This window comes from Fervidibacillus halotolerans (genome assembly GCF_026547205.1).
Classification (GTDB): Bacteria; Bacillota; Bacilli; order Bacillales; family Caldibacillaceae; genus Fervidibacillus; species Fervidibacillus halotolerans.
In genome coordinates, this window is the sequence record NZ_CP106877.1 from 2,045,976 (window position 1) to 2,068,382 (window position 22,407).

25 protein-coding genes and 1 tRNA gene are annotated in these 22,407 nt (G+C 37.0%); 7 read left to right on the forward strand and 19 right to left on the reverse strand.

What is annotated here, in order from left to right:
* Positions 1-951 precede the first annotated feature (951 nt).
* The 5 genes from trmL to OE105_RS09820 all read right to left on the reverse strand — a co-directional run bounded on the left by trmL (position 952) and on the right by OE105_RS09820 (position 5,928).
* Entirely contained in the window at positions 952-1,425 is a 474-nt protein-coding gene (gene trmL / locus OE105_RS09800) for a tRNA (uridine(34)/cytosine(34)/5-carboxymethylaminomethyluridine(34)-2'-O)-methyltransferase TrmL (protein WP_275420000.1), read from the reverse strand.
* Positions 1,426-1,485: 60 nt separating this feature from the next.
* Positions 1,486-2,358, reverse strand: a complete 873-nt coding sequence (locus OE105_RS09805; protein WP_275420001.1) for an amidase domain-containing protein — start codon at positions 2,356-2,358, stop codon at positions 1,486-1,488.
* Positions 2,359-2,520: 162 nt separating this feature from the next.
* Entirely contained in the window at positions 2,521-3,666 is a 1,146-nt protein-coding gene (gene queG / locus OE105_RS09810; protein WP_275420002.1) for a tRNA epoxyqueuosine(34) reductase QueG, read from the reverse strand.
* Between the two features lie 265 nt (positions 3,667-3,931).
* Positions 3,932-4,080 (reverse strand) — tRNA-OTHER (locus OE105_RS09815).
* Between the two features lie 342 nt (positions 4,081-4,422).
* A complete protein-coding gene (locus tag OE105_RS09820; protein WP_275420003.1) occupies positions 4,423-5,928 on the reverse strand; it encodes a leucyl aminopeptidase in 1,506 nt (501 codons plus the stop codon).
* A gap of 324 nt (positions 5,929-6,252) precedes the next feature.
* On the opposite strand from OE105_RS09820, the gene OE105_RS09825 reads away from it, so the two are divergent.
* Together OE105_RS09825 and OE105_RS09830 are read left to right on the forward strand one after the other, a co-directional pair.
* A complete protein-coding gene (locus OE105_RS09825; protein ID WP_275420004.1) occupies positions 6,253-6,909 on the forward strand; it encodes a peroxiredoxin in 657 nt (218 codons plus the stop codon).
* A gap of 13 nt (positions 6,910-6,922) precedes the next feature.
* Positions 6,923-7,144: a hypothetical protein gene (locus OE105_RS09830; RefSeq protein ID WP_275420005.1), complete on the forward strand. Its 222-nt coding sequence runs from the start codon at positions 6,923-6,925 to the stop codon at positions 7,142-7,144.
* A 32-nt stretch (positions 7,145-7,176) separates the two neighbouring features.
* Here OE105_RS09830 and OE105_RS09835 read toward each other — a convergent pair whose 3' ends face one another.
* The 4 genes from OE105_RS09835 to OE105_RS09850 all read right to left on the reverse strand — a co-directional run bounded on the left by OE105_RS09835 (position 7,177) and on the right by OE105_RS09850 (position 10,272).
* Positions 7,177-7,893 carry a 3D domain-containing protein gene (locus tag OE105_RS09835; protein ID WP_275420006.1) on the reverse strand — a complete coding sequence of 239 codons (717 nt, stop codon included), beginning with the start codon at positions 7,891-7,893 and terminating at the stop codon, positions 7,177-7,179.
* A gap of 201 nt (positions 7,894-8,094) precedes the next feature.
* Positions 8,095-8,418 (reverse strand): YuiB family protein, encoded by a 324-nt coding sequence (locus OE105_RS09840; protein ID WP_275420007.1) that lies wholly within the window; start codon positions 8,416-8,418, stop codon positions 8,095-8,097.
* Positions 8,419-8,531: 113 nt separating this feature from the next.
* Entirely contained in the window at positions 8,532-8,648 is a 117-nt protein-coding gene (locus tag OE105_RS09845) for a YuiA family protein (protein ID WP_420842599.1), read from the reverse strand.
* A gap of 406 nt (positions 8,649-9,054) precedes the next feature.
* Positions 9,055-10,272 carry an NAD(P)/FAD-dependent oxidoreductase gene (locus tag OE105_RS09850; protein ID WP_275420009.1) on the reverse strand — a complete coding sequence of 406 codons (1,218 nt, stop codon included), beginning with the start codon at positions 10,270-10,272 and terminating at the stop codon, positions 9,055-9,057.
* 325 nt (positions 10,273-10,597) lie between these two features.
* Here OE105_RS09850 and OE105_RS09855 point away from each other — a divergent pair, with 325 nt between their 5' ends.
* Positions 10,598-11,593 carry an NAD(P)/FAD-dependent oxidoreductase gene (locus tag OE105_RS09855; RefSeq protein WP_275420010.1) on the forward strand — a complete coding sequence of 332 codons (996 nt, stop codon included), beginning with the start codon at positions 10,598-10,600 and terminating at the stop codon, positions 11,591-11,593.
* A gap of 185 nt (positions 11,594-11,778) precedes the next feature.
* Here OE105_RS09855 and OE105_RS09860 read toward each other — a convergent pair whose 3' ends face one another.
* Together OE105_RS09860 and OE105_RS09865 are read right to left on the reverse strand one after the other, a co-directional pair.
* Positions 11,779-12,087, reverse strand: a complete 309-nt coding sequence (locus OE105_RS09860) for a HesB/IscA family protein (protein ID WP_420842600.1) — start codon at positions 12,085-12,087, stop codon at positions 11,779-11,781.
* A 161-nt stretch (positions 12,088-12,248) separates the two neighbouring features.
* Positions 12,249-12,488 carry a YuzB family protein gene (locus OE105_RS09865; RefSeq protein WP_275420012.1) on the reverse strand — a complete coding sequence of 80 codons (240 nt, stop codon included), beginning with the start codon at positions 12,486-12,488 and terminating at the stop codon, positions 12,249-12,251.
* Positions 12,489-12,740: 252 nt separating this feature from the next.
* Between OE105_RS09865 and OE105_RS09870 the strand changes: the two genes are divergently transcribed.
* Positions 12,741-13,805, forward strand: a complete 1,065-nt coding sequence (locus OE105_RS09870; protein WP_275420013.1) for an NAD(P)/FAD-dependent oxidoreductase — start codon at positions 12,741-12,743, stop codon at positions 13,803-13,805.
* 88 nt (positions 13,806-13,893) lie between these two features.
* On the opposite strand, the gene OE105_RS09875 is transcribed toward OE105_RS09870, so the two are convergent.
* Positions 13,894-14,217, reverse strand: a complete 324-nt coding sequence (locus OE105_RS09875; RefSeq protein ID WP_275420014.1) for a YuzD family protein — start codon at positions 14,215-14,217, stop codon at positions 13,894-13,896.
* A gap of 148 nt (positions 14,218-14,365) precedes the next feature.
* Here OE105_RS09875 and OE105_RS09880 point away from each other — a divergent pair, with 148 nt between their 5' ends.
* Positions 14,366-14,602 carry a NifU family protein gene (locus OE105_RS09880; protein ID WP_275420016.1) on the forward strand — a complete coding sequence of 79 codons (237 nt, stop codon included), beginning with the start codon at positions 14,366-14,368 and terminating at the stop codon, positions 14,600-14,602.
* 77 nt (positions 14,603-14,679) lie between these two features.
* Here the strand turns inward: OE105_RS09880 and OE105_RS09885 are convergent, their stop codons facing one another.
* Both OE105_RS09885 and yutH read right to left on the reverse strand, forming a co-directional pair.
* A complete protein-coding gene (locus OE105_RS09885; RefSeq protein ID WP_275420017.1) occupies positions 14,680-15,663 on the reverse strand; it encodes a 2-hydroxyacid dehydrogenase in 984 nt (327 codons plus the stop codon).
* Between the two features lie 87 nt (positions 15,664-15,750).
* Positions 15,751-16,761, reverse strand: coding sequence for a spore coat putative kinase YutH (gene yutH, locus OE105_RS09890; protein WP_275420018.1), 1,011 nt, complete (start codon positions 16,759-16,761; stop codon positions 15,751-15,753).
* A 170-nt stretch (positions 16,762-16,931) separates the two neighbouring features.
* Here yutH and OE105_RS09895 point away from each other — a divergent pair, with 170 nt between their 5' ends.
* Positions 16,932-17,435, forward strand: a complete 504-nt coding sequence (locus tag OE105_RS09895; RefSeq protein ID WP_275420019.1) for a phosphatidylglycerophosphatase A family protein — start codon at positions 16,932-16,934, stop codon at positions 17,433-17,435.
* 140 nt (positions 17,436-17,575) lie between these two features.
* Here OE105_RS09895 and OE105_RS09900 read toward each other — a convergent pair whose 3' ends face one another.
* The 3 genes from OE105_RS09900 to OE105_RS09910 all read right to left on the reverse strand — a co-directional run bounded on the left by OE105_RS09900 (position 17,576) and on the right by OE105_RS09910 (position 19,342).
* On the reverse strand, positions 17,576-18,340 hold the full coding sequence (locus OE105_RS09900) for a TIGR01457 family HAD-type hydrolase (protein WP_275420020.1): 765 nt from the start codon (positions 18,338-18,340) through the stop codon (positions 17,576-17,578).
* 162 nt (positions 18,341-18,502) lie between these two features.
* Positions 18,503-18,940, reverse strand: a complete 438-nt coding sequence (hepT, locus tag OE105_RS09905; protein WP_275420021.1) for a type VII toxin-antitoxin system HepT family RNase toxin — start codon at positions 18,938-18,940, stop codon at positions 18,503-18,505.
* A 126-nt stretch (positions 18,941-19,066) separates the two neighbouring features.
* On the reverse strand, positions 19,067-19,342 hold the full coding sequence (locus tag OE105_RS09910) for a YutD family protein (protein WP_275420022.1): 276 nt from the start codon (positions 19,340-19,342) through the stop codon (positions 19,067-19,069).
* A 197-nt stretch (positions 19,343-19,539) separates the two neighbouring features.
* On the opposite strand from OE105_RS09910, the gene OE105_RS09915 reads away from it, so the two are divergent.
* Positions 19,540-20,526 carry a M23 family metallopeptidase gene (locus OE105_RS09915; protein WP_420842601.1) on the forward strand — a complete coding sequence of 329 codons (987 nt, stop codon included), beginning with the start codon at positions 19,540-19,542 and terminating at the stop codon, positions 20,524-20,526.
* A 76-nt stretch (positions 20,527-20,602) separates the two neighbouring features.
* Here OE105_RS09915 and OE105_RS09920 read toward each other — a convergent pair whose 3' ends face one another.
* Together OE105_RS09920 and OE105_RS09925 are read right to left on the reverse strand one after the other, a co-directional pair.
* Positions 20,603-20,716, reverse strand: a complete 114-nt coding sequence (locus OE105_RS09920; protein ID WP_275420023.1) for a MetS family NSS transporter small subunit — start codon at positions 20,714-20,716, stop codon at positions 20,603-20,605.
* Positions 20,716-22,230 (reverse strand): sodium-dependent transporter, encoded by a 1,515-nt coding sequence (locus OE105_RS09925; protein ID WP_275420024.1) that lies wholly within the window; start codon positions 22,228-22,230, stop codon positions 20,716-20,718. Before OE105_RS09925 ends, OE105_RS09920 begins: the two co-directional genes overlap by 1 nt.
* Positions 22,231-22,407: the final 177 nt, after the last annotated feature.

Genomic DNA, 22,407 nt, shown 5'->3' on the forward strand with positions numbered 1-22,407 from the left:
TTCGTTTAGAAGTGGGGGACTTCTTCCGGAAAGATGTTAAATATTTTAAAAATGTTTTCATAATAACCATCCCTGAATCAATTTCTATCTGCCCATGATTAGGTTTTTTAATCTCTTTAATCCTGGTTCTAGCTATTTTCCCTACATACAACTCAACTAATTATTCCATTTCAATAATAACGATTGTACCGATAGAACTTATGCGAACTTTTAACGCATGGGGGAATAATCTTTGGTGATTTATGAAACATTCATTTCATTTAATTTTGTTCAGATTTGTTTTGAAATCTTAACAATTTTTCATTGCTTAATTTCTTTCTTAATTCATTAAGTAACTATATAATCAAGTTATATAATATTCTTAAAATTATATCTACAATGTTGACCCATACAAATTACTCCTTCTTACCTTTATAGTTTTAGCTTTTGCTATTTTTATTTATGCTGACGATTTCGGTGATCGATATTTCTTATATATCATCTTTTTTGGGATAGTATCTTTTGAGAAAAGGGAAATAAAAAGTTCAAAAAAATTTTATCAAAAATACGGAATTGAAAAAGGATTTTGTATTGGAACGATTACAGAGAATTGAATCTGTCATATTTTTACTAATATTGTTTGGTCGCTTAAAGGTAAATAACATATGGACCTAAATTAAATAATCTCTAAGGGAGTTTATTTAAAATTTAATCGGTGATGATCAAATCGAATATATCCAAATCTTTCGATAATCGTTTATAATGATATTTGAGAGTCAAAAACAAAGGGGGTTCAAATATGGGAACATGGATTATTTTAGGGGTAGCACTTGCTTTCCTCATCGCAATTTTCACAGCTGGTTATGAAGATAAACCAGATCAATTTTGACTGAGTAAGGGTTGAGGATCCTATCCCCTCAACCCATTATTTTGTTCGAAAACGGGTCGAGGTTCCTGTCCCCTCGACCCTTTTTAATATAAGTTTGGAAAGTGTTGTTGGCGTAAAGCCTCATAAACTAATATTGCGGCTGTATTGGATAAATTCAATGACCGAACATTGTCATTCATTGGAATGCGTAGACAACGGTCTTTATTTTTTTCCAATAATTCCTTTGGCAGCCCTGACGTTTCTTTTCCAAACATAAAATAGTATTCTTTCTGTTGGTCACTGTAATCAAAAGAACTATAGTACTCTTTTCCATTCGTTTCAATAAAGAAAAATTCTCCCTTAGGATTTTTTTCAAAAAACTCGTCTAACGAATCGTAATAGACGACTTTGACATAAGGCCAATAATCTAATCCGGCTCGTTTTAACATTTTGTCATCGGTGGAAAATCCTAAAGGACGAATTAAATGTAACGTTGTATCCGTTGCAGCACAAGTTCTTGCAATGTTTCCCGTATTGGCTGGAATTTCTGGTTGATATAATACGACATGAATTGCCACGTTTCTTCACCTTCTAAGTTTTCAATCTTTTTCTTCCGTTGAAATTCAATAAAAATCAATTTAATCTTTTGAATGGTCTACAATTGAAAAAAAACGATATTGAATTTGATTAGTGTATGCGGAGGAATCTTCATAAGACCAATACCGTAGTCGACTGTTCGTCGTTTGAGCATTGACAAGGGGATATCCGTAAGCATCCTTCCCGGTGACGATGGTGGAATGATCGAACCTTCCATCACCTTGGAAATCGTAAAAAATCACATCACCGAGCTGAAGACTTCTCGGATCTTCAACCACTTCCGCCCTAAGACCTTTTGTTGAGGAGGATAAATATAAACATAGAGCATGGGCTACAGACCAGCTGTAACTCCAATTGTTTCCTTGGTACCACCAACCTTTCGTTCGATTCGGGTACCCCCACATCGGTGCTCCACCTGCATGTAAACATTGGGAAATAAAATTCGTACAATTATTTTCAAAGCTTTTATATTTTGGATTCGTATCGTTCCACCAACGATCCGCATATTGAACAGCCTTGATTCGATCGTATTCATAAGGAATTCTTACCGATTGTAAGTCGAGATCAGTACGACTGAAGAACAAATCCTCCTGCTTAATTGGTGTTGGAATTTCCTGATCTTTCAATAAAGATTCTTGATCAAAAGTCGCAACTCTCTTTTCCACTTCTTCTTCCAAATAAAATTGTTCACCTTGTTTAAGTAAAAATGTGAGATGACATATATAATAGTATTTGGTTTGATCCCCTGCATTGATTTTATTTGTAATCTTCGCCCTTGCTTTAACTTTTTTCAAATCTGCTTTCCTTTTCAATAGAAGCAATCGTTTTCGTTCGACTTCTGGAAATTCGCTTTTTTCGTTATGAAAATAATCGTTTATCCTTCTTTGTAACTGGGTTTTCATTTGTTCCAACATTCCAACATACACTCCTTTCCATTGTATGTGTATGTTGGAAGACGGTCAATATTTCAGAAATAGATCCTTTTTTATAAGTAGACGGAGTAGAAGAATTCTAATATATTAAAGTTCGCCTTATTTTAACCGATGGAATCACATATACCAAACAACACGGTCTTTTTATTGCTTCCTTTCCCCATTCAAATTTTCCAATGCTTTTTCCAATTCCTTTAATACGTCCGCATCCTTTTCCCTTTCCTTCGCCTGTAATAAAATCTCATTTACTTTTTTTCCCCCTATTTTCCCAAGGGCCCATGCTGCAGTACCCCGAATAACGGGACGAGGATCATGTTTTAAAACTTGTTCCAAATCGGGAATAGCTGATTCGTCCTTAAAATGTCCGAGGGCGAGAATCGCATTTCGTTGAATCGGTTTTTTTCCTCGCCAAGCACCTGCTGTTTTTCCAAATGTATTTTTAAATTCCCGATTGCTAATGGAAAGGAGAGGTTTTAATCGCGGTTTTGCCAATTCCGGATCCGGCTCAAATTCAGGATGGAAATGAAAATCTTTTCCCTTATTGTATGGACAAACCATTTGACACGTGTCACAACCATATAATCGATTTCCGATTTTCGATCGAAATACCTCTGGCAAAAAATCCTTCGTCTGGGTTAAATAGGAAATACAGATTTTTGCATTAATTTGGCCTCCCTGTACAAGGGCTCCTGTCGGACAGGCTTCTAAACATTTATTACAAGTTCCACATTGGTCTTCAATAGGAGTATCCGGTTCAAAGGGAATATTCGTAATCATTTCCCCTAAATATACATAGGAACCGTATTCTGGCGTAATAATTGAACAATTTTTCCCACTCCAGCCAATTCCCGCTCTTTCTGCAACCGCCCGATCAGAAAGTTCTCCCGTATCCACCATCGATTTGCAACGGGCATTCGGATACCGTTCGATAATAAATGCTTCTAATTTGGCAAGTCGATTTCGTAAAACCGTATGATAATCTTCCCCCCAAGATGAGCGACTGAATATTCCTCTTCGATCTGTTTTCGTTCCTCGTACATGGGTTTTCATTTTTGATGGATATGCTAGGGCGATGGAAATGATCGATGCAGGTTCATCAAAGATTAATGAAGGATTGGTCCGCTTTTCAATATCTGGCTCTTCAAATCCTGAGTGATAATTAAGCTCCCTTTGACGAACAAGTCTTCCTTTTAATGTCGTAAATGGATCTGCTGTTGTAAACCCGATTTTATCAATTCCAATCCTTTTACTATAAGCAATGACTTCTTCTTTTAATTTCCGAATATCCATCCGATCCCCCTCCTTTCCATCTTTCAAGCTAATCAGCAAAAACAATATAAAGGTTATATAAAATCATATCAAAATTTTGTGTAAGAAAATTATCTTGAGTTTCTTAAAAAAGCTTATTTCGTCGTTTTTCCCATTTAGTCTGAAACAAAAATCTCGCTACTTCCTTTTCCTATTAACAACCCTTTTAAACAAGCATGATTCATTAATATAAAAACGCAATGCTTCGTTCTTTTTGAAACAAAACACTGCGTTGGATCAAAATGTATGGAGCGGGTGGTGGGAATCGAACCCACGAAATTAGCTTTTCGTACTTCTAGGCGATCCCGTTAGATAGATATCAGCAAGATTGAAGCTATCGTCCTTTTCACATAGAAGTAAGCGTGTAGCTATCGTTGTCCACTTAACTACACCCGCATAATTATTTCTACCATTATTCTTATTACCCTAATTTAGTCTACATATTCTGGGTAGCCAACAGACACGGTTACTTAAAAACCCCTAAGTTGGGACGAACATTCTTTCACAAAGGGAATCGGACATGGAATGAATTTTACACAAATCTTCGACAGAAACCTGTGAACTGTTTGTCCAAAAATCGTAACAGAAAAAATATACCACCATTTATTCCATTTGTCCAATTTTTTTAACGAATGGAGAAAAAGAATGGAGTGTGTCCAATTTTATTAAATTTGGGAGGTATGTCTCAATGATATGGGGAAAGCAGGCCGGATATTACCATGCCTGCTCGACGCTTGTTCATTCGTTGTTTTCTGAAAATTCTTCAACAAAGGTGGCCAATGTACGTACCATCACACCTGTAGCTCCCGCAGGTCCAAGTTCATAACCTGATTTTACAATAGATGTTCCTGCTATATCTAAATGCACCCATGGCGTATCTTCAGCAAATTCTCCAATAAAGGCCCCACCCATAATCGCATGACCTTCTCTTGAAGGGGAGTTGTTCAAGTCAGCAATTTTACTATTTCTCACTTTTTCCCGATCTTTCTCCGTCAACGGTAATTGCCAAATCATTTCTCCTGTTTCCTTTGAAGCATCGATGATTTTTTCTAACAAAGCTTCGTCATTCGTTATCGCGCCCGTTTTATCTGATCCTAAAGCGACGATTACCCCGCCGGTAAGGGTCGCTACATCAACAAGGACATCTGCCCCATGTTGTTTCGCATATGTAATTCCATCAGCTAACACAAGACGGCCTTCCGCATCCGTATTTAACACTTCAATTGTTTTTCCACTCATCGATGTAATGACATCATCCGGTTTAAATGCCTTTCCACTAATCATATTATCTGTTGAAGGGATGACGGCTACCACATTTTGTTCCGGCTTTCTCTCACCGATAATTTCCATTGCACCGAGTACAGCAGCCGCTCCGCCCATATCCGTTTTCATATTAACGAGACCGTCCCTTGGTTTTAAGGAATATCCTCCCGTATCAAAGGTAATCCCTTTTCCGACAAGTCCGATGACGTTCTTCCATTCCTTTCGACCTTGATATTTTAGTACAATGAGTTTTGGGGGATTTTCTGACCCTTGGTTTACAGCGAGCAGAGCGCCCATCCCTAGTTTTTCCATATCTTCTTTTTCCAATATTTCACATTCAAATCCGTACCGATCAGCTAACATTTTCGCATATTTAGCCAAATGATCCGCTGTTAACAAATTGGAAGGCGTATTGACTAACGTACGGGCGGAATTCGTTGCACGACCGTAAATATATCCAGTTACCAGAGCTTTTTTTATTTCTTCTTCGTTTCCATCATAATAAACGGTAAATTTTTCGATTTCCACATCCGGTTTATTTTCCTTCTGTTTATATCCTTTAAAAGTGTAGGTAGAAAGGATGAAGGATTCCGCGGCTAATTTAGCAACCGTTAATGGGTCCACACGAGCCGTTATGAACGATTGTAAATCTATTGCAAGGGAATCTCCACGATTTTTCTTCACAGTTTGAAAGGCCGCACCGAAGCTTTCTACCAAATCTTCCTTCGTCATCTTTTTCCTTTGACCTAGGCCGACAAATAATAGCCTTTTCGCTCCAATCCATCCGAATGTATGTATAACCGATACTGCCTTTTTCTTTCCAGAAATATCTCCAGATTTTACTAATTCTCTCAAATGATTTTGAAAAGAATCATCTAGTTTTGAAAACCATTCTCCAAATTTTTCGCCTTCTTGAAAAACACCAATAATAAAATATCCTTCTTTATTTTGAAAATTTTGTTTTTTTTCAATATGAAACATATTAGCACCTCCCCTTCCATTATAAAGGAATAAAGGATTAGTGCATACCCTTACGTATGTTCCTTATCCATCAAGTTGTAAAAGATTTATAACGATATATTCAAATATTTCTCAAATTTTAAATCCTTTTGTTTGATAAAATGGGTAGTGGATAGAGGGTGAATATTTTATAATTCTCAATTAACATATTTAATTCTCATTTATTTTTCATCTTCACAAAATCGTCAAATATTTACAAGCCTTTTTAATAGACATTTTTATCTATACTTTTTATTATTAAAATAGATATTTAATAATAATAATTTTAATTGGAGGCGTATTCAAATGACTGAACACACAGTAACAGAAGTACGATCTTTACCAAGAATTGGACAAAAGGCACCACAATTTGAAGCTGTCACGTCCCAAGGAAAAATTCGTTTATCCGATTATGAAGGAAGTTGGCTTATTTTATTCTCCCATCCTGCTGATTTTACACCGGTTTGTACAACTGAATTCATCGCTTTTCAAGAAATCTATCCCCAATTAAGGGAAATGAATACCGAATTGTTAGGACTCAGTGTGGATAGTGTATCCTCCCATATTTCATGGATTCGAAATGTGGAAGAAAAATTCGGTGTTAAACTTGAATTTCCAATTATTGCTGATTTAAATAAAGAAGTTGCCCAATTATACGGAATGATTATGCCGGAAGAAAGCTCAACGGAAACTTCTCGAGCAGTATTTGTAATCGATGATAAACAAATTATCCGGGCGATCATTTATTATCCATTAACAACCGGAAGAAATATGGACGAAATTCTTCGTTTAGTAAAAGCCCTTCAAACAACAGATCAACACGGTGTAGCAACTCCGGCTAACTGGCGAGAAGGGGATAAAGTAATTTTACCAACCCCGCCAAATATTGAAGTGGCTGAAGAACGAATGAAAGATGAAAGTTTAGAATGCGTCGATTGGTATTTCTGCAAAAAACAACTGTAAAGGAGATTTCCCTATGGCGTGTATGACAGATACCGGTCACTTGTCAGAATCGGCAAAAAAACTATTAAAAAGCATTGAAAAGGACAATTTAACAGCGCAAGAAATATCGAAAAAAGTAGGGCTACCCCTTTTTAAGGTGCGTAGTAGCTTAAGGGAAATGGAAGAATTAGATCTTGTTGTAAAAGATGGGGACAAGTTTAAAATGGCCCCGAGAGCAAAAGAATATTTTGGATAAATTAAAAAGGGTGCACTGAACTTTGCACCCTCTTATTTTTTCTCCTTTTGTACAAACTGAGAACGAAATACTTGCATCGCTTCATTCTCATTTAATTTTTCCAGTTGTTCATTCGTTACTTTCCCGTCTCCCTTTTCAATCAAATAAACTTCCACGACTTTTTTTCCCCATTGACTATACACATCTTCCACTGTTTCAAAATACAAATCAATTTTATTTCCTTTAATGGCAGACCCTTTATCAGCGACAACACCGAACCCGTAACCGGGAATAAACAGCACTGTCCCAAGGGGGAATACATTCAAATCAGCAGCAATCGTTGAATACAAATCCCTCTTCACCTTTACGCCGGAATAAGTAATCCCATAGGACGGGTCTCCAGGCCTTTTCCCCGTCGATTCATACCCTGCTGTATAACCTGTTGCAACAACGGTATAACTCGGATATTTTTCCCAATTAAATGCTTCTTCTAAGGAAGGAATTTCCCCCTCAATTTCTTCACTAGAAGAAATCATTTTTCTCGGTGAAAGGGCTTCCTTTAGCGATTTCATTTGATCGCCTATTTTTTTCAATGCATGAAGGAAGACATGATTCCTTGATGAAGATGAATAATCGTTGAGAATACGGGGCTCTTCGAAAAAAATCGTTTGAGCATAAACTCCCGAAACAGATTGAAAGGTCGTTAATATCGCTAAGATAAACAAAATCGTCATGATCAATCGTTTCAACCATTTTTTTGCTTTTTCCATATATTTCACTCCTCCCGAATCTATTTCTTTCCCAATCTGACAGGAAATATTCATCGGGAGAGAGTTTTTGTTCATTTTTTCTTAAAATACTTATTTTTTAAATAGTTAAAACAAAAAAGAGACGATACAAATACAGTTTGTTTGTAATCGTCCCTTTTTAATAATTTCCTTATTCCATTTTAAACTACTACATCTTTATTCCTAAAACATGCGATACCCTTTTTTTCTTAACAAATTCATTACGTATCCGGATAAAATTGCACCTAAAAAGCCAAAGAATAATATGATAATATCCGTAGGGGTTAAAAGAAAAATATTTTCTGCTAAATTTGAAAAGGATTCCTTAGGATTTGTAAAGTAATCTGTGAATGAAACTTCGTCAACGATTAGCAACACGACAATCGGATACAAAATTGCCATGATCCAAGTCATTCGTAATAACATATTTAATATAAAACCGATTCCGAAAAATAAAACAAAAAATAGTACGATAGAAATGAGAACATGTACGATTGATATTTGCATATTGCAGTCTCCCCTTATTGACAACCTATTCAAAATAAGTTTAATGAATGGATATTCAAGAGTCAATTAATAAGGGGGGAAAACCCATTTTTAATCGAATTATTTAGTAAACATTATGCGGCTTTTTTCCCGGACCCTTTACAATTTGGGCAAGTTTCAGAACCACCTAACAATAGTTGAATATAGCCATTTCCTTGGCAATAATCACAAACCCCTTGTTGTTGATCCATCTTTTCCATCCCATTTCACCCCAATTTGATTTTCTTGTAAAGATATCAAATGTTAGCCATATCGAAAAGTTCGATATACCGCCAATCATTCCGATGAAAACGAATACATTATTCGTTTTCACCGCTTTTCTTTTTTATTCTTAAATTTTCAGAAATTTTAAATTAATGTTTGGTCTCAATTATTACCTTATTACAAAAAAGGGGTGCACAAAAAGTACATCCCCTTTCTTCGTAATTGAAATTCGATTCAATTCATTTCGGTAACGGCGTTTCAAGGTAAAGTCTTTTCGATTCGCATCCGTTCGTGGGTCTACAGCTCGTGCTGTTCCCACAGGAGTCTCCGTCACCTTCCCTTGCATCCACTAGGGACTAATTTTGAACAGTCCCGAAAATTAGTTTTCCGATTTTAAAACAGTTTCAATTTTCCTTTTTTTAATACGAGGGATGTTCCACCGATTAAAAACAGTGAGCGATTATCAATCACTTTTTTCATAAAAGATGCTTTGAAACCGGTAATTTTTTTCCCGAATACAATTCCGACAGCGTCATCTTCACCTAAGGAACAAACCGTACCCTTATTATCAAAAACAAATGTTTCTAAATCTTTTTTTCCTTGCAGTAGAAGTTTCAGATTTTTCGCCACCAATTTCCCTTGTTGCATCGCAATTTGTGCCGTAGGAGGATAAGGTCGATTCGTCTCTTTATTGATAACTGCTGAACAATCTCCGATAATAAAAACGTCGTCATAACCTGGTGCTCGTAAATAGGAATCGACGGCTACACGGGCACGAACATTTTCAAAACCGGATTTTTCGATGACGGAATTTCCACGTACACCTGCTGCCCAAACGACCGTATTCGCTTTAATTAATTTCGTTTCTCCATTCCCCTGATCGACGAGAACACCTTCCTTCGTACATTCTTTAATCGGTGTACCAATGAGGAATTCCACACCCTTTTTCTCTAGAACCGATTTTGCATATTTGACAAGTTCCGGATCAAACCCAGGTAGAACGGTCGGTGCCGCTTCAATGCAATAAACTTTTACATTTTCTCGTTTAATTTGATACGTGTCACATAGTTTAGGAATCCGATTGACTAATTCCCCAAGAAATTCAATCCCTGTAAAACCTGCTCCACCAACGACGATCGATAACTGTTCATCGGTGTTTCTTCCATCACTATGATATGTGGAAAACACATATTCAATATGTTCTTTAATTTTTCGTGCACTGTCTAAATTAGAAATCGTAAAAGCATGTTCCTTTAATCCTTTAATTCCGAATGTTTCTGCCTCTGCTCCTAATGCAACGACAAGGTAATCATAGGAAAGTTCTCTCGTTCCTAATTGAACCTTTTTTTCTTCGGGAATAATTTTTTCTACCGTATCTTGAACAAATTGGACTTTTCTTTGATCGATAATGTCTTCAATTGAATAACGTACCCGTTCAGGTTGTAACGTTCCAGCTGCCGCTTCATGTAACCATGTTGTTTCGTAATGGTATGGATGATTATTGACTAAAATGATTTCGGCTTCATTTGGGCTTAAAGATTTTTGCAATTTTACAACAGTTTGTAAACCTCCATAACCTCCACCTAGGATTACAATTTTCTGTTTGTTCATTTGCTGCTCACCTTTCTTTCTCAAAAATTTATATGCTCAAAATCGCACAAATAAAATGAAGAAAAAATAATACAAGATTTATTCGAATTTACGAAATAGTGGATAAACAATTGAAACATTCATTTAACAATTGTTACAGAATGGCTCGAAATTAATCATATTCCTTCTTTCACTTTTTTTCAAGTCGTTACGATCGTCTTTCAATAAGTCTAAAATATGAAATATATGCGACAATTTCATTCTTGTGACCTTTTTGTTTTACTGACACCTTTTCAATCGAATATACTAATTATGAGTAAAAGTTAACATAATGGAGGGATCTTCCTTGAAAGAAGATAAACAAATTTATGATATAACCGTAATCGGTGGAGGACCGACCGGATTATTTACTGCCTTTTATGGAGGTATGCGACAAGCAACGGTAAAAATTATTGAAAGTCTGCCCCATTTAGGTGGTCAATTAACAGCTCTATATCCGGAAAAATATATTTACGATGTAGCCGGTTTTCCGAAAATTCGAGCAAAAGAACTAATCGATAATCTTACGGAACAATTAAAGCGGTTCAAACCGACAATCTGCTTAGAACAATCGGTACAAAGGCTTGAAAAACAGGAAGACGGAGTTTTTAAACTTGAAACGGATCAGGAAATCCATTATTCGAAAACAGTCATCATCACCGCTGGAAACGGTGCTTTTCAACCGAGAAAATTAGAAATTGAACATGCAGAGAAGTACGAAGGGAAAAACCTTCATTACTTTATTAACGATTTACAATCCTTCAAAGGAAAAAAAGTGGCGGTTCTCGGAGGTGGCGATTCAGCAGTCGATTGGGCCCTTATGTTAGAACCGATTGCTGAAAAAGTAACGATTATCCATCGGCGTGACAAATTTAGAGCTCATGAGCATAGCGTAGAAAAATTGAAACAATCTTCCGTAGAGATTGTAACGCCATATGTACCAAAAGATATAATCGGTGATGGTGAGAAAATTTCGAATGTAATTTTGAAAGAAACAAAGGGAGAAAAAACCATTACATTGGACGTAGATGAAGTTATCGTTAACTACGGTTTTATTTCTTCTTTAGGGCCTATTAAAGAATGGGGACTTACCATTGAAAAAAATTCCATTAAAGTAAATTCAAAAATGGAAACGAATATCCCCGGTATTTATGCCGCAGGAGATATATGCACTTATGACGGAAAAGTGAAATTAATTGCCACCGGATTTGGAGAAGGCCCGATTGCCGTGAACAATGCGAAAACGTATATCGATCCGAAAGCGCGCGTCCAACCATTGCATAGTACATCGATGTTTAATTAATATTCACCATTCAATCAATTGCCTATGAAAAAATGGCCTAAAGAATCTTCCAAAGGGAATATTCTTCAGGCCTCTTTAATCTTCCTGTATACTAAATAATATTGTCAAAACATGAATCATTTTAGTCTGGAAAATTTTAATAATCATGAAGAAAACGGAAGGCTAAAAAAGTGTCGAATAGACACTTAACATTTTTCCGGAGCACCTTGTTTTGTTTCCGTTCGAAATGATGAGCCACATCCACACGTGTAAATGGCATTCGGATTATCAATCGTAAAACCTCCGCCCATGAGCGATTGTTTATAATCGATTTTCGTCCCTCGTAAAATCGCAATATCATCTCTTTTAACGAGAACCTTCACACCAAATTGTTCCATGAGCACATCATCGTCTTGCTTCGTATCATCCAAACCGATTCCGTAGGATAAACCACTACAACCGCCGCCTTTGACGGATATTCGGAAGTATGCCCCCTCTTCATTATGTTCCTTCATCACATCTTTTATTTGATAGGCTGCAGCCTCTGTCAATTGTACGACTTCTTGCAAAAAAATCACCTCCAACAAAAAATGATAAAAAGCAAATCCACATTATCCTTGTATTTACAGTATAAACATTCCGATGATTCGATACAATAAGAAATTTCTTCTGTTCATTAAAACATTGGATTTTCTTCCAAATGTTTATATATATTCTCCACCAATTCCTCTGCATTCTCTCCCTTCACCACTTCTCCGTTCACAAGGGCAAATAAGGAGCGTTCGCAAAGGGTGCAGTGGCTAAGGCAATCATATTCGATAATATCCAAATCTGGATCTTGTTCCAATTGTTCCAACGCTTTATATGAACCTCGGGCTAAATTACTAATACAAAATTCAACCATATCGTTGAGCATGGAATCACCCCTTAAGTACAAATCCTACTATTTCCCTTACATTTAGTCAACTAAATCTATCTTTTGTTAAAAAAGATCGCTTTCATTATGGTTGTTATTTTCTTATAATTCCGATATAATTTTCATGGATGCTTAATAAGGAAAACATCGTAAATATAGCAAAAATATTATGATACTAAAAAAATAGTTTCCTAATCTTTTTGAAACGCTAAACGATTACTTTTATTAACTAAACAAAGGGGTTTATTCAAGATGAAAAAACTTGTCGTACTAGGGGGAGGCTACGGTGGGATGAAAATTTTAGAAAAGCTTCTCCCCGTATTGCCAGAAGATGTGAAAATCGTATTAGTGGATCGATGTCCGTACCATTCTTTAAAAACAGAATTTTATGCATTAGCTGCGGGAACAATATCCGACAGTGAAATTCGGGTCCCTTTTCCAAAACATCCGCAATTGGAAACCATTTTTAAAGAAGTTTTGAAAATTGATTTGGAAAAGCAGCTCGTTCATTTGAAGGAATTCGATCCGATTGATTATGATGATTTGGTAATTGGTCTCGGTTGTGAAGATAAATATCATCGCATTCCCGGAGCCAACCAATTTACCTATAGTATTCAATCGATCGAAGAAGCCCGAAAAACGAGCGCAGCATTAAATAGTCTACCAACGAATGCAAAGGTAGCCGTCGTTGGAGCCGGTTTAAGTGGTGTCGAATTGGCGAGCGAACTTCGAGAAAGTCGAGAAGATTTACAAATCGTTATTTTCGATCGGGGAAAAACCATCCTTTCCGCCTTTCCGGAACGTTTAAGCAATTTTGTTAACGAATGGTTTAAAGAACATAATATTCAAGTAGTCAATTATGCAAACATTACGAAAGTAGAAGAAGGCGTTTTATACAATCATGACGAACCGATTCCATTCGATGCCATCGTATGGACGGCAGGTATTCAGCCGAACAAAGTTGTTCAAGAGCTGAATGTAGAAAAGGATCAACAGGGACGTGTCGTTATCTCCGACTATCATCATATTCCAAAATACAATAATGTATACGTCGTCGGTGATTGTGCCAGCTTACCCCATGCTCCAAGTGCCCAACTCGCTGAAGCCCAAGCAGAGCAAATTGCCCAAGTCATATTAAAGAAATGGAAAGGTGAAGAGTTACCAGAATCTCTCCCGAAAATTAAACTGAAAGGTGTTTTAGGTTCCCTCGGAAAAAAACAAGGATTCGGAGTTGTAGCAGATCGGGCTTTAACGGGGAGAGTTCCACGATTATTAAAATCCGGAATTTTATGGCTATACAAATTCCATAAAGGTTAATCTTCCCTATATGATACGGATTTGGTCGGGAACGATGAAACGGGCGTACTGATTCGCCCGTTTCATCGTTTCATTTAACATATCATTTCTACTGGGAACGGTAACCGTATTTTTCCATCTCCGAACAAATTTTTTTCAAATGGGGATTTCCTTCCGCTACCCAATGATCTTCAATCGTAATTACTGGATAAACGAGATCCTCCTCGATAATTTTCCTTGCATATTCCTTCTTTTTCTTATCTTCAGGAGGCTGAAAAATATCCACATAATTAATCGAAAAAGGTTGATTTGGGTATTTTCTCTTTAAAGCCGCCTGTAACCATTCATACGTATCTTTGGAAGATGGTGAATGGACACAACTTGCACATATTTGCTCTGCCCCATAGACGGTAATTTCCACCGGTTTGTGCATTCCATTACCTCCCTTCTTTCATCTTATTGTACAAATTAATAGACCAAATACAAAATAAAAACCATTACATTTTTTTAAAGGGCGAACAAATGGATTTTTAGTAAATTCCTTATTATAATAGTTGTAAGGAAGAAAGGAGTGCGAGCCAATGTCTGAAACCGATATTAAACAACAAGTACAAGAAGTATTAGATAAATTACGTCCATTCCTTCTCCGCGATGGCGGTGACTGCGAATTGGTCGATGTGGAAGATGGCATCGTTAAATTGCGACTATTAGGAGCTTGTGGTACTTGTCCAAGTTCAACTATTACATTGAAAGCAGGAATTGAACGGGCTTTATTTGAGGAAGTTCCTGGTGTCGTTGAAGTCGAACAAGTATTTTAACAAACTGGATAAAAATGGGCTGCTTTATAAATATGTAAAAGCAGCCGATTTTTTTATCTTCAAGATCCATCTTCTCTTTATTCGTATATTTCTGGATTTACTATACTAATAGGTCTTTTTCCATCGAGGACTCGTTTAATATTTTCCACGCTGCGATCCATCATCGCCAACCTCGTTTCCATCGACGCACTTCCGATATGGGGCAAAGCAACTACATTGGGAAATTTTAATAAAGGATGATCTGCACCAATTGGTTCATTTTCAAATACGTCTAACCCGGCTCCTGCAATTTCCCCCTCTTGTAATGCTCGAATCAAATCCTTTTCAACAACAACTCGTCCTCTTCCAACATTGATAAAATAAGCGGTTTTTTTCATTTTCTTAAAAACATCATAAGTAAATAAATTTCTCGTTTCTTCCGTCAACGGAGTTAGACAAAGAACAAAATCCGACTCTTCTATTAATGCCTCAAAGGGACGGTATTCAACGGCAAGTTGTTTTTCCGCCTCCAATTTCCGATGCCGATTATTGTACAAAACGTTCATCTGAAAACCGGATGCCCGTCTTGCCACTGCCTCACCAATTTTTCCCATACCGACAATTCCAAGGGTTTTATGGTGTACATCCGCTCCTGCCAACAACAAGGGGCTCCAACTTGTCCATTTTCCTTTTTTCACATATTCAATCGCTTCCCCTAGACGCCTAGCAACCATCATGATGAGGGAAAAGGCGAGATCTGCAGTCGTTTCTGTTAAAATATCCGGCGTGTGACAGACCGCAATTCCCCTTCTCGTCGCCCCATTGATATCGATATTATCGTATCCGACAGCTAAATTTGCTACCACTTTCAATTTTTTTGCATCGGTATATATTTCCTCATCGATTGGATCGGATAACATAGTAAATAGTGCATCTGCTTTCCTCGATTCTTCAAGTAAAACAGAACGGGGAACCGGTTTATCTTCCCATTCCCACATGCCCACATTCGCGAATGATTTTATTTTGTTCACGATCTGCTCGGGTAATTTTCGCGTAATATACACATACGGTTTTCGATTCAATGGAAGCCCTCCTTTAAATCATACGATTATTCAATGAATTAAATATATTTTATCATAAATCGGTTTTTCGTTCCCAAGCTTTTCCTTTTATCTTCCCTTTAACCAGTCCAATACGATGAGATCATCCGACTTCAATTGAAATTTGGCTATTTCAAACAATTCAACTAAAAACCGTTCGTAATCCCCAGTCTTTTCTAACATGCGTTTTAAACGATGTTCCATCATTCCTTTCACTACTTCCGATTTCGTGGAAAAATACATTTCCACACATTCAATAAAATGGATTGGGAACAGTAATCGAGATATAAGTAGCCGCCAAGAAAAGGTAGATAGAGGTACAACTGACTGGTAATTCATAAAAAACGAACGTAAATCTACTTGATACGGTTCAAAATTGTAAAAAAATTGATATCTTACCCATTCTGCCAAATCCCGACTTGGGTGATCGATGACCCAGTCGAAAGGATTTTTCCAATGGAAGGGAACAGACCACGTCTCGAATGTAAATCGTTCATGAGTAATCGTTCCCCGATCAAAGCGATTTGGATGATCATCGATCGATGCGTCGACGAAATATTGTATTGCATTTTCAATGAAACCAGAATAATAGGGAAAGGATTCGATAAACGATTTTTCAAAGGGCTTCTTCGGTCGTTTGTTTAATTTGTCTCGCCAAAGTGTTTCTAATTGTTGTAGTCGAGCTTCCCACAATTCTTTCCATTTTCCCAACCGATTTAAATGACGTATGGGGTATGCCATAGACATGCCCCGTAAATGAAATTGGGCCAATTCCGTACCGATATGGAGATTTCTTTTGTTCCCTATTTCCTCAAGTCTTAAAAGAACAAAAAACTGATCTCCAGAATGACTAATATACGTGTTTCTTTTCGTTAATTGAAAGAACGGTACGTACTTTTCCCGCATAAGATGCATGTGATGAACCATTGAAAATCGCTCGACAATTTCTTCTTGTTGGCTTTCCAAAACAGGAAAGAGAACATACATATTTCTTCCATCATGAAAAGCTTTATATCCATTTATAGAAATCGCTTTTCCCACATTTAATCCGTACTCATTTTGAAGGAATTGCCTAGTCAATTCCATCCCCCATTTCTAAATTACGGAATAATAAATAACGTTTATGATTGTTTCAAAATGGACAATATTGGTATAATACATTATATGACGTCAATTTCTGTTTCATATGTGTTTTTTTGTTTTGTCATGGTGATCCATGAAAATAATTTGTAAGAAAAGGGGAGAAACCCATGATTGATAAAAATTCAAGTTTTCCAGATCTGGACAAAAAAGCAAGGGAATTATTACATGCACGGGGTGTAACAGAAAAGGATATCGCTGAATTAGTTTATTTCCTACAAAAATCGTATCATCCTGACTTAACGGTGGAAGATTGTTTAGAAAATGTAGAAGCAGTTATGGCAAAACGGGAAGTACAAAATGCCTTATTAACCGGAATCGAATTGGATTTATTGGCAGAACGGGGGATGTTAGACGAACCCCTTCAATCGATTATTCAAACGGACGAAGGACTTTACGGAATCGATGAAATCCTTGCATTTTCCATCGTAAATATCTATGGATCGATTGGATTTACAAATTATGGCTATATCGATAAGTTAAAACCAGGCATTTTAAAGATGTTAAATGATAAAAGTGGTGGAAAAGTTCATACCTTTTTAGATGATATCGTCGGTGCTATTGCAGCTGCTGCTTCAAGCCGTCTTGCCCATCGTGCTGCAAATACGGAGTAAAGAAGAAAGGAACTCATTTTGTAATATTGTACAATTGAAATATTTATTGGAATTCGTGATCCGTTTTCCAATAGAAAACGAATAAAAAACCCCTTGTAGTCGTTCACTTTTGACTCAAGAGGTTTTTTATTATGAAACCATTATATGAATGTCCATTCGGAAAGGGACTCTACCGTATAGGTTGGCTGTTTATCATATTTCGCCAACTGTTCTTTCGTCGTAACCCCTGTATGAACTAAAAGGGTATCGATCCCAGCGCGCATTCCTGCTAAAATATCCGTCTCATAATTGTCACCAACCATGAGCGTTTCTTCCTTTTTCGTACCAATTACGTTCAATGCTTGCTCTGTAATGATTGGCTCTGGTTTTCCAATAAAAACAGGATCGACTTGAGTTGAAACACGAACTAAGGCAGTTAGTGAGCCATTTCCTGGCAAAAAACCCCGTTCCGATGGCAAAGCGATATCTCCATTCGTCGAGATAAATTTCGCTCCGTTTCTTATGGCTAAACAAGCGACTGCAAATTTTTCATACGTTACGTGCCGATCTAGCCCAACAATCACGACATCAGCATCTTCCTTTGCAAAAGTGAAGCCCTTTTTACGAAGTGCATCTTCTAACCCTTCTTCACCGATGAAATACACCTTCGCATCCTTTTTGAAATCGTACACGAAATTTGCGGTTGCCATACTCGTCGTAAAAATTTGTTCCTTTGTAGCCGGAATATCGAATTCATTAAGTTTTTCTGCTACTTGCTCCGGCGTCCTCGTCGAATTATTCGTTACAAATAAATATGGAATACCCCTTGTATTCAATTCACGGATAAATGTCTCCGCCGCATCAATTCGCTCCGTTCCCCTATACATCGTTCCATCCAAATCAATTAAATATCCATTATATCGCATTTAATTTTCTCCTCACCGTTGTTTTACGTCCTATATCTTATCAAAAAAATCGATCCACTTAAACCTTATCTTTCCACATTATATATCAAGTTATTTCCAATTTCATGTTAAAGAATAAAAAAGCCCTATCCAAAAAATGAATAGGGAACTTTCCATTCAAATCTATTTTTTAAATGCGGAAACAGGTCCGAGTTCATTTTCCAAATAATGACGAACGTTTTCCGGAAACTGTTGAAAGGAAGGAAGAGCGATGTTCATCCCGTCATAAATTCGTTGGTGATCAATGTGTAAATAATTTTGTACTAAATCTTTTCGAAAAGGAATGACTGATTTAAAGTTTTCTGCACTACGATTCGAAATGACCTTTTCATCCAGTAATATATCGATAATATCGTCATAACTTCCCGGATCTCTCATAATAAACCCATCTATAATTGCATTGCCAACATCTAGCACAGCGTCAATCATCATATGTACGGATCGTTCCAAAACCGCTTTTTGAAAAGAATCTTTCAACTCACTAACCTTCAAAAACAACGCAATTTCTTTTTCCAAAAAGTCTAACGTTTGTTCAATTTTCTCACGATCAACAAAATACATTTATGTCTCCTCCTAAGTCAAAAAGAATGAAAAAATGGGCACTGAAATTTGCCCTTTGCAGACTTCAATAAGCCTGTTGAAAACGAGACAAATGGAAAAGAAAAACCATTTCGGACGACTTCCGCTTTACTTATCTACTTTTTTCAAAACAAAATATGGACAGCCAAAATTGCAATATTCATACAAGTACTCCGTTAGTGTGCTGATTTTCGTATCCGGATTTGCACGATGATTTCGGTCATCAAAAAAACCTTTCAATCGCAATTGGCCGTATCCCCAATCACCCACAATATAATCGTATCGAAGCAATATATCACTAAACCTGTCACGGAAAGCTTGTTCATTAAATCCATTTTTTCTCTCTTCTACCAATTCATAACAGGCATTATGAATGCAAACCATCGTATCACCCTTTCCATCGGTATATTTATAAAACCGATATTGGAAAATTTCCTAATCTCTTATCCTTTATTATAACGCATTTATCAATTTGTGAGTAGAAATTCGAAGATCACGAAGCTATGGCAAAAATTACACTTATGAACACGGTTCTTTTTCGTAAACTAATAATAAGTTTCAAAAAGGAGGAAAATGAAGTGATTTCGTTCAGAAAGCGATACGTATTTATCTTTATTTTAATTTGTATTTTTCTTCCTTCCTTCGTACATGCCAATACGATGGAACATGAACAATACGATAGACGAATGAATTTATATAAACGGATGGAACAGGTGACAAATATTCCATGGTATTATCTCGCTGCAATCGATCAATACGAACGAAACATTCGAGCTGTTCGCCATGACCTCCCAAAGGTAACTGGTCTTTCTGGGATTTACATACAAAAGGAAAAATGGGTTGGAATTTTGAACCCGAATAAAGATGACGTAGATGCAAAGTCCATTCGCTTCTTCGATGGGATGGGAATGGATGGAAACGGGGATGGAAAAGCGGATCCCCACGATGATGAGGATGTTTTATATACCTTTGCCCACTACCTCCTCCAATATGGGACGGATCATCATCAAATAAAAATCGGGTTATGGAATTATTATAAGCGGGATAAAACGGTGAAAATCATCATGGGAATTGCCAAATTATATAAACAATTCCAACGCATTGATTTACATGAACATCATTTTCCTTTATCTATTCATGTTAACTATACGTATAGGGATACGTGGGGGGATCGGAGAGGATGGGGTGGACGAAGAATCCATGAAGGAACGGATATTTTTGCAGGATTCGGCGTGAATGTGTACTCCACATGTTACGGAGTGGTAGAAATGAAAGGTTGGAATAAATACGGTGGATGGCGAATTGGAATTCGAGACGCTAACAATACATATCATTATTTTGCCCACTTGAACGGATTTGCCAAGGATTTAAACATTGGTGATATCGTCAAACCAGGGCAACTGATCGGCACCGTTGGAAATTCCGGCTATGGACCGCCTGGGACATCAGGAAAATTCCCTCCACATCTTCATTATGGTATGTATAAAGATAATGGGAGAACGGAATGGTCCTTCGATCCTTACCCTTATTTAAAACGTTGGGAGCAAGAAACGAAAAGGAAAAAATGATTTTGTTTTAATTTTCTGAAATCAGAAGGCAACCAAATACAAACCATTCGATTGCCTTCTTTTTCCCTTTAACTTTTTATGATTTTGATTTTCCTCTTGCTTTCATCATTGCGTAAAAAACACTTGCAAAAAATCCACCCCATATAACGATAACCCCGATGACCATCATCACCATTGCATCTAGAGCCATTAACCAGCAACCTCCTTATCATTGGATACTGGAACATCCAACGATTCTTTTTTCCATTTGAATCGAGAAAATACAACACCGAGTAAAATTACACCGATGGCAACTGTCCAGCCGAAGTAGAATAAGAATTCCCTTGGATACCCTTCGTAATCGGACGTTAAGTTTTGGCGAAGCAAGTCAAACATCATGTACCCTAAGATGACAGGTGTAATAAATTTCAAACTAAAGGTCCACCAACTTCCTAACCGAATATCGGAAATCGCGTTGGCATGTTCCTTTAATGGATTCAATTGCTTTAAGAACCAAGCGATAAGAACGACTTCAAACAATCCGGATAAGGCGACACCAAATTGATTAATAAAGTAATCGACGACATCGAGGAAGAAAAGACCGCCTTCTGTTGCATACAATAGGGAAGCGACTGCTGCTAATCCACCACCAATGGTAACTGCCTTTGCCCGGTTCGTATTAAATTTTTCTTGAATTCCAGCAATATACGTTTCTAAAATCGAAATCAAGGATGACAAACCAGCAAAGGTTAATGATAGGAAAAATAATATACCAAAGACTTCATTTAAACTCCCCATTTCGTTAATCACTTGTGGGATCGCTACAAAGGCTAAAAAGACCCCACTCTGAACAACCTCGTTAATCGGCTCCCCAGATGTATAAGCCATAAATCCTAAAGTCGCAAAAATTCCAAATCCGGCTAGTAACTCGAAGGAAGAGTTAGCAAATCCGGTAATAAAGGCGTTGTTCGTAATATCTGTTTTCTTCGGCAAATAACTGGAATAAGTAATCATAATGGCAAAAGCAATCGACAAGCTGAAGAAAATTTGTCCGTATGCAGCAACCCAAACTTTCCCGTCAAAAATCGTATCCCAATTCGGTTTAAAGAATGCTTCTACCCCATCCATTGCACCTGGCAAAAACATGGCACGAATAACAATAATTAAAAATAAAATGGCTAGTAAAGGAATAAAAATTTTATTCGCCACTTCAATTCCTTTTCGTACACCTGCAAATAAAATGGCTAATGTAATCACCCAGACGATTAGCAATGGAATCAACACACCCGGTACGATACTACCGGCAACACCAGGTTCAGAAAGTTTCAAATATTCACCAAGCAAAAACCCCTCCGTGTCGGAACCCCAACTTAAATTAATCGAAAAATACGAGTACGTAATAGCCCATCCGATAATGACCGCATAATATGTGGAGATGACAAAGGAAATAAGCACTTGCCACCAACCCATCCATTCTGCTCCTTTACTCATGCGAGCGAAAGTGAGTGGAGAAGACCCACGATATTTATGCCCTAAAGTAAATTCCAAAATCAAGATCGGAATCCCAGCAGTGAGCAAAGCGATCAAGTAGGGTAAAAAGAAGGCTCCTCCACCATTTTCATAGGCCACAGCCGGAAATCGCCAAATATTCCCTAAACCGACAGCTGAACCGACTGCAGCCAAAATAAATCCAGCTCTCGTTCCCCATTGGACTCGATTGTCCATATATCTATCACCCTCCTATATTTTTTTCCCTAAATTATTGGACGTGTTTAAATGTTAATTATTTTCCAACAATTTAGGATAATTACTAATAAGTATACAACCTTTTTTATTAATTGTCAAAATAATATATTTATATAATTGTTATTTTTTTACTAGAAAAATCGATGCATAAGAGAA

Excerpts from the sequence above, each read along its gene's own strand:
- OE105_RS09805 (WP_275420001.1), bottom strand. The coding sequence starts at position 2,358 with ATGTTGGAACAAATGAAAACCCAGTTACAAAGAAGGATAAACGATTAT.
- queG (WP_275420002.1), bottom strand. The coding sequence starts at position 3,666 with ATGGATATTCGGAAATTAAAAGAAGAAGTCATTGCTTATAGTAAAAGG.
- OE105_RS09820 (WP_275420003.1), bottom strand. The coding sequence starts at position 5,928 with ATGTTTCATATTGAAAAAAAACAAAATTTTCAAAATAAAGAAGGATAT.
- OE105_RS09825 (WP_275420004.1), top strand. The coding sequence starts at position 6,253 with ATGACTGAACACACAGTAACAGAAGTACGATCTTTACCAAGAATTGGA.
- OE105_RS09830 (WP_275420005.1), top strand. The coding sequence starts at position 6,923 with ATGGCGTGTATGACAGATACCGGTCACTTGTCAGAATCGGCAAAAAAA.
- OE105_RS09835 (WP_275420006.1), bottom strand. The coding sequence starts at position 7,893 with ATGGAAAAAGCAAAAAAATGGTTGAAACGATTGATCATGACGATTTTG.
- OE105_RS09840 (WP_275420007.1), bottom strand. The coding sequence starts at position 8,418 with ATGCAAATATCAATCGTACATGTTCTCATTTCTATCGTACTATTTTTT.
- OE105_RS09845 (WP_420842599.1), bottom strand. The coding sequence starts at position 8,648 with ATGGATCAACAACAAGGGGTTTGTGATTATTGCCAAGGAAATGGCTAT.
- OE105_RS09850 (WP_275420009.1), bottom strand. The coding sequence starts at position 10,272 with ATGAACAAACAGAAAATTGTAATCCTAGGTGGAGGTTATGGAGGTTTA.
- OE105_RS09860 (WP_420842600.1), bottom strand. The coding sequence starts at position 12,087 with ATGAAGGAACATAATGAAGAGGGGGCATACTTCCGAATATCCGTCAAA.
- OE105_RS09865 (WP_275420012.1), bottom strand. The coding sequence starts at position 12,488 with ATGCTCAACGATATGGTTGAATTTTGTATTAGTAATTTAGCCCGAGGT.
- OE105_RS09870 (WP_275420013.1), top strand. The coding sequence starts at position 12,741 with ATGAAAAAACTTGTCGTACTAGGGGGAGGCTACGGTGGGATGAAAATT.
- OE105_RS09875 (WP_275420014.1), bottom strand. The coding sequence starts at position 14,217 with ATGCACAAACCGGTGGAAATTACCGTCTATGGGGCAGAGCAAATATGT.
- OE105_RS09880 (WP_275420016.1), top strand. The coding sequence starts at position 14,366 with ATGTCTGAAACCGATATTAAACAACAAGTACAAGAAGTATTAGATAAA.
- OE105_RS09895 (WP_275420019.1), top strand. The coding sequence starts at position 16,932 with ATGATTGATAAAAATTCAAGTTTTCCAGATCTGGACAAAAAAGCAAGG.
- OE105_RS09900 (WP_275420020.1), bottom strand. The coding sequence starts at position 18,340 with ATGCGATATAATGGATATTTAATTGATTTGGATGGAACGATGTATAGG.
- hepT (WP_275420021.1), bottom strand. The coding sequence starts at position 18,940 with ATGTATTTTGTTGATCGTGAGAAAATTGAACAAACGTTAGACTTTTTG.
- OE105_RS09910 (WP_275420022.1), bottom strand. The coding sequence starts at position 19,342 with ATGGTTTGCATTCATAATGCCTGTTATGAATTGGTAGAAGAGAGAAAA.
- OE105_RS09920 (WP_275420023.1), bottom strand. The coding sequence starts at position 20,716 with ATGGCTCTAGATGCAATGGTGATGATGGTCATCGGGGTTATCGTTATA.
- OE105_RS09925 (WP_275420024.1), bottom strand. The coding sequence starts at position 22,230 with ATGGACAATCGAGTCCAATGGGGAACGAGAGCTGGATTTATTTTGGCT.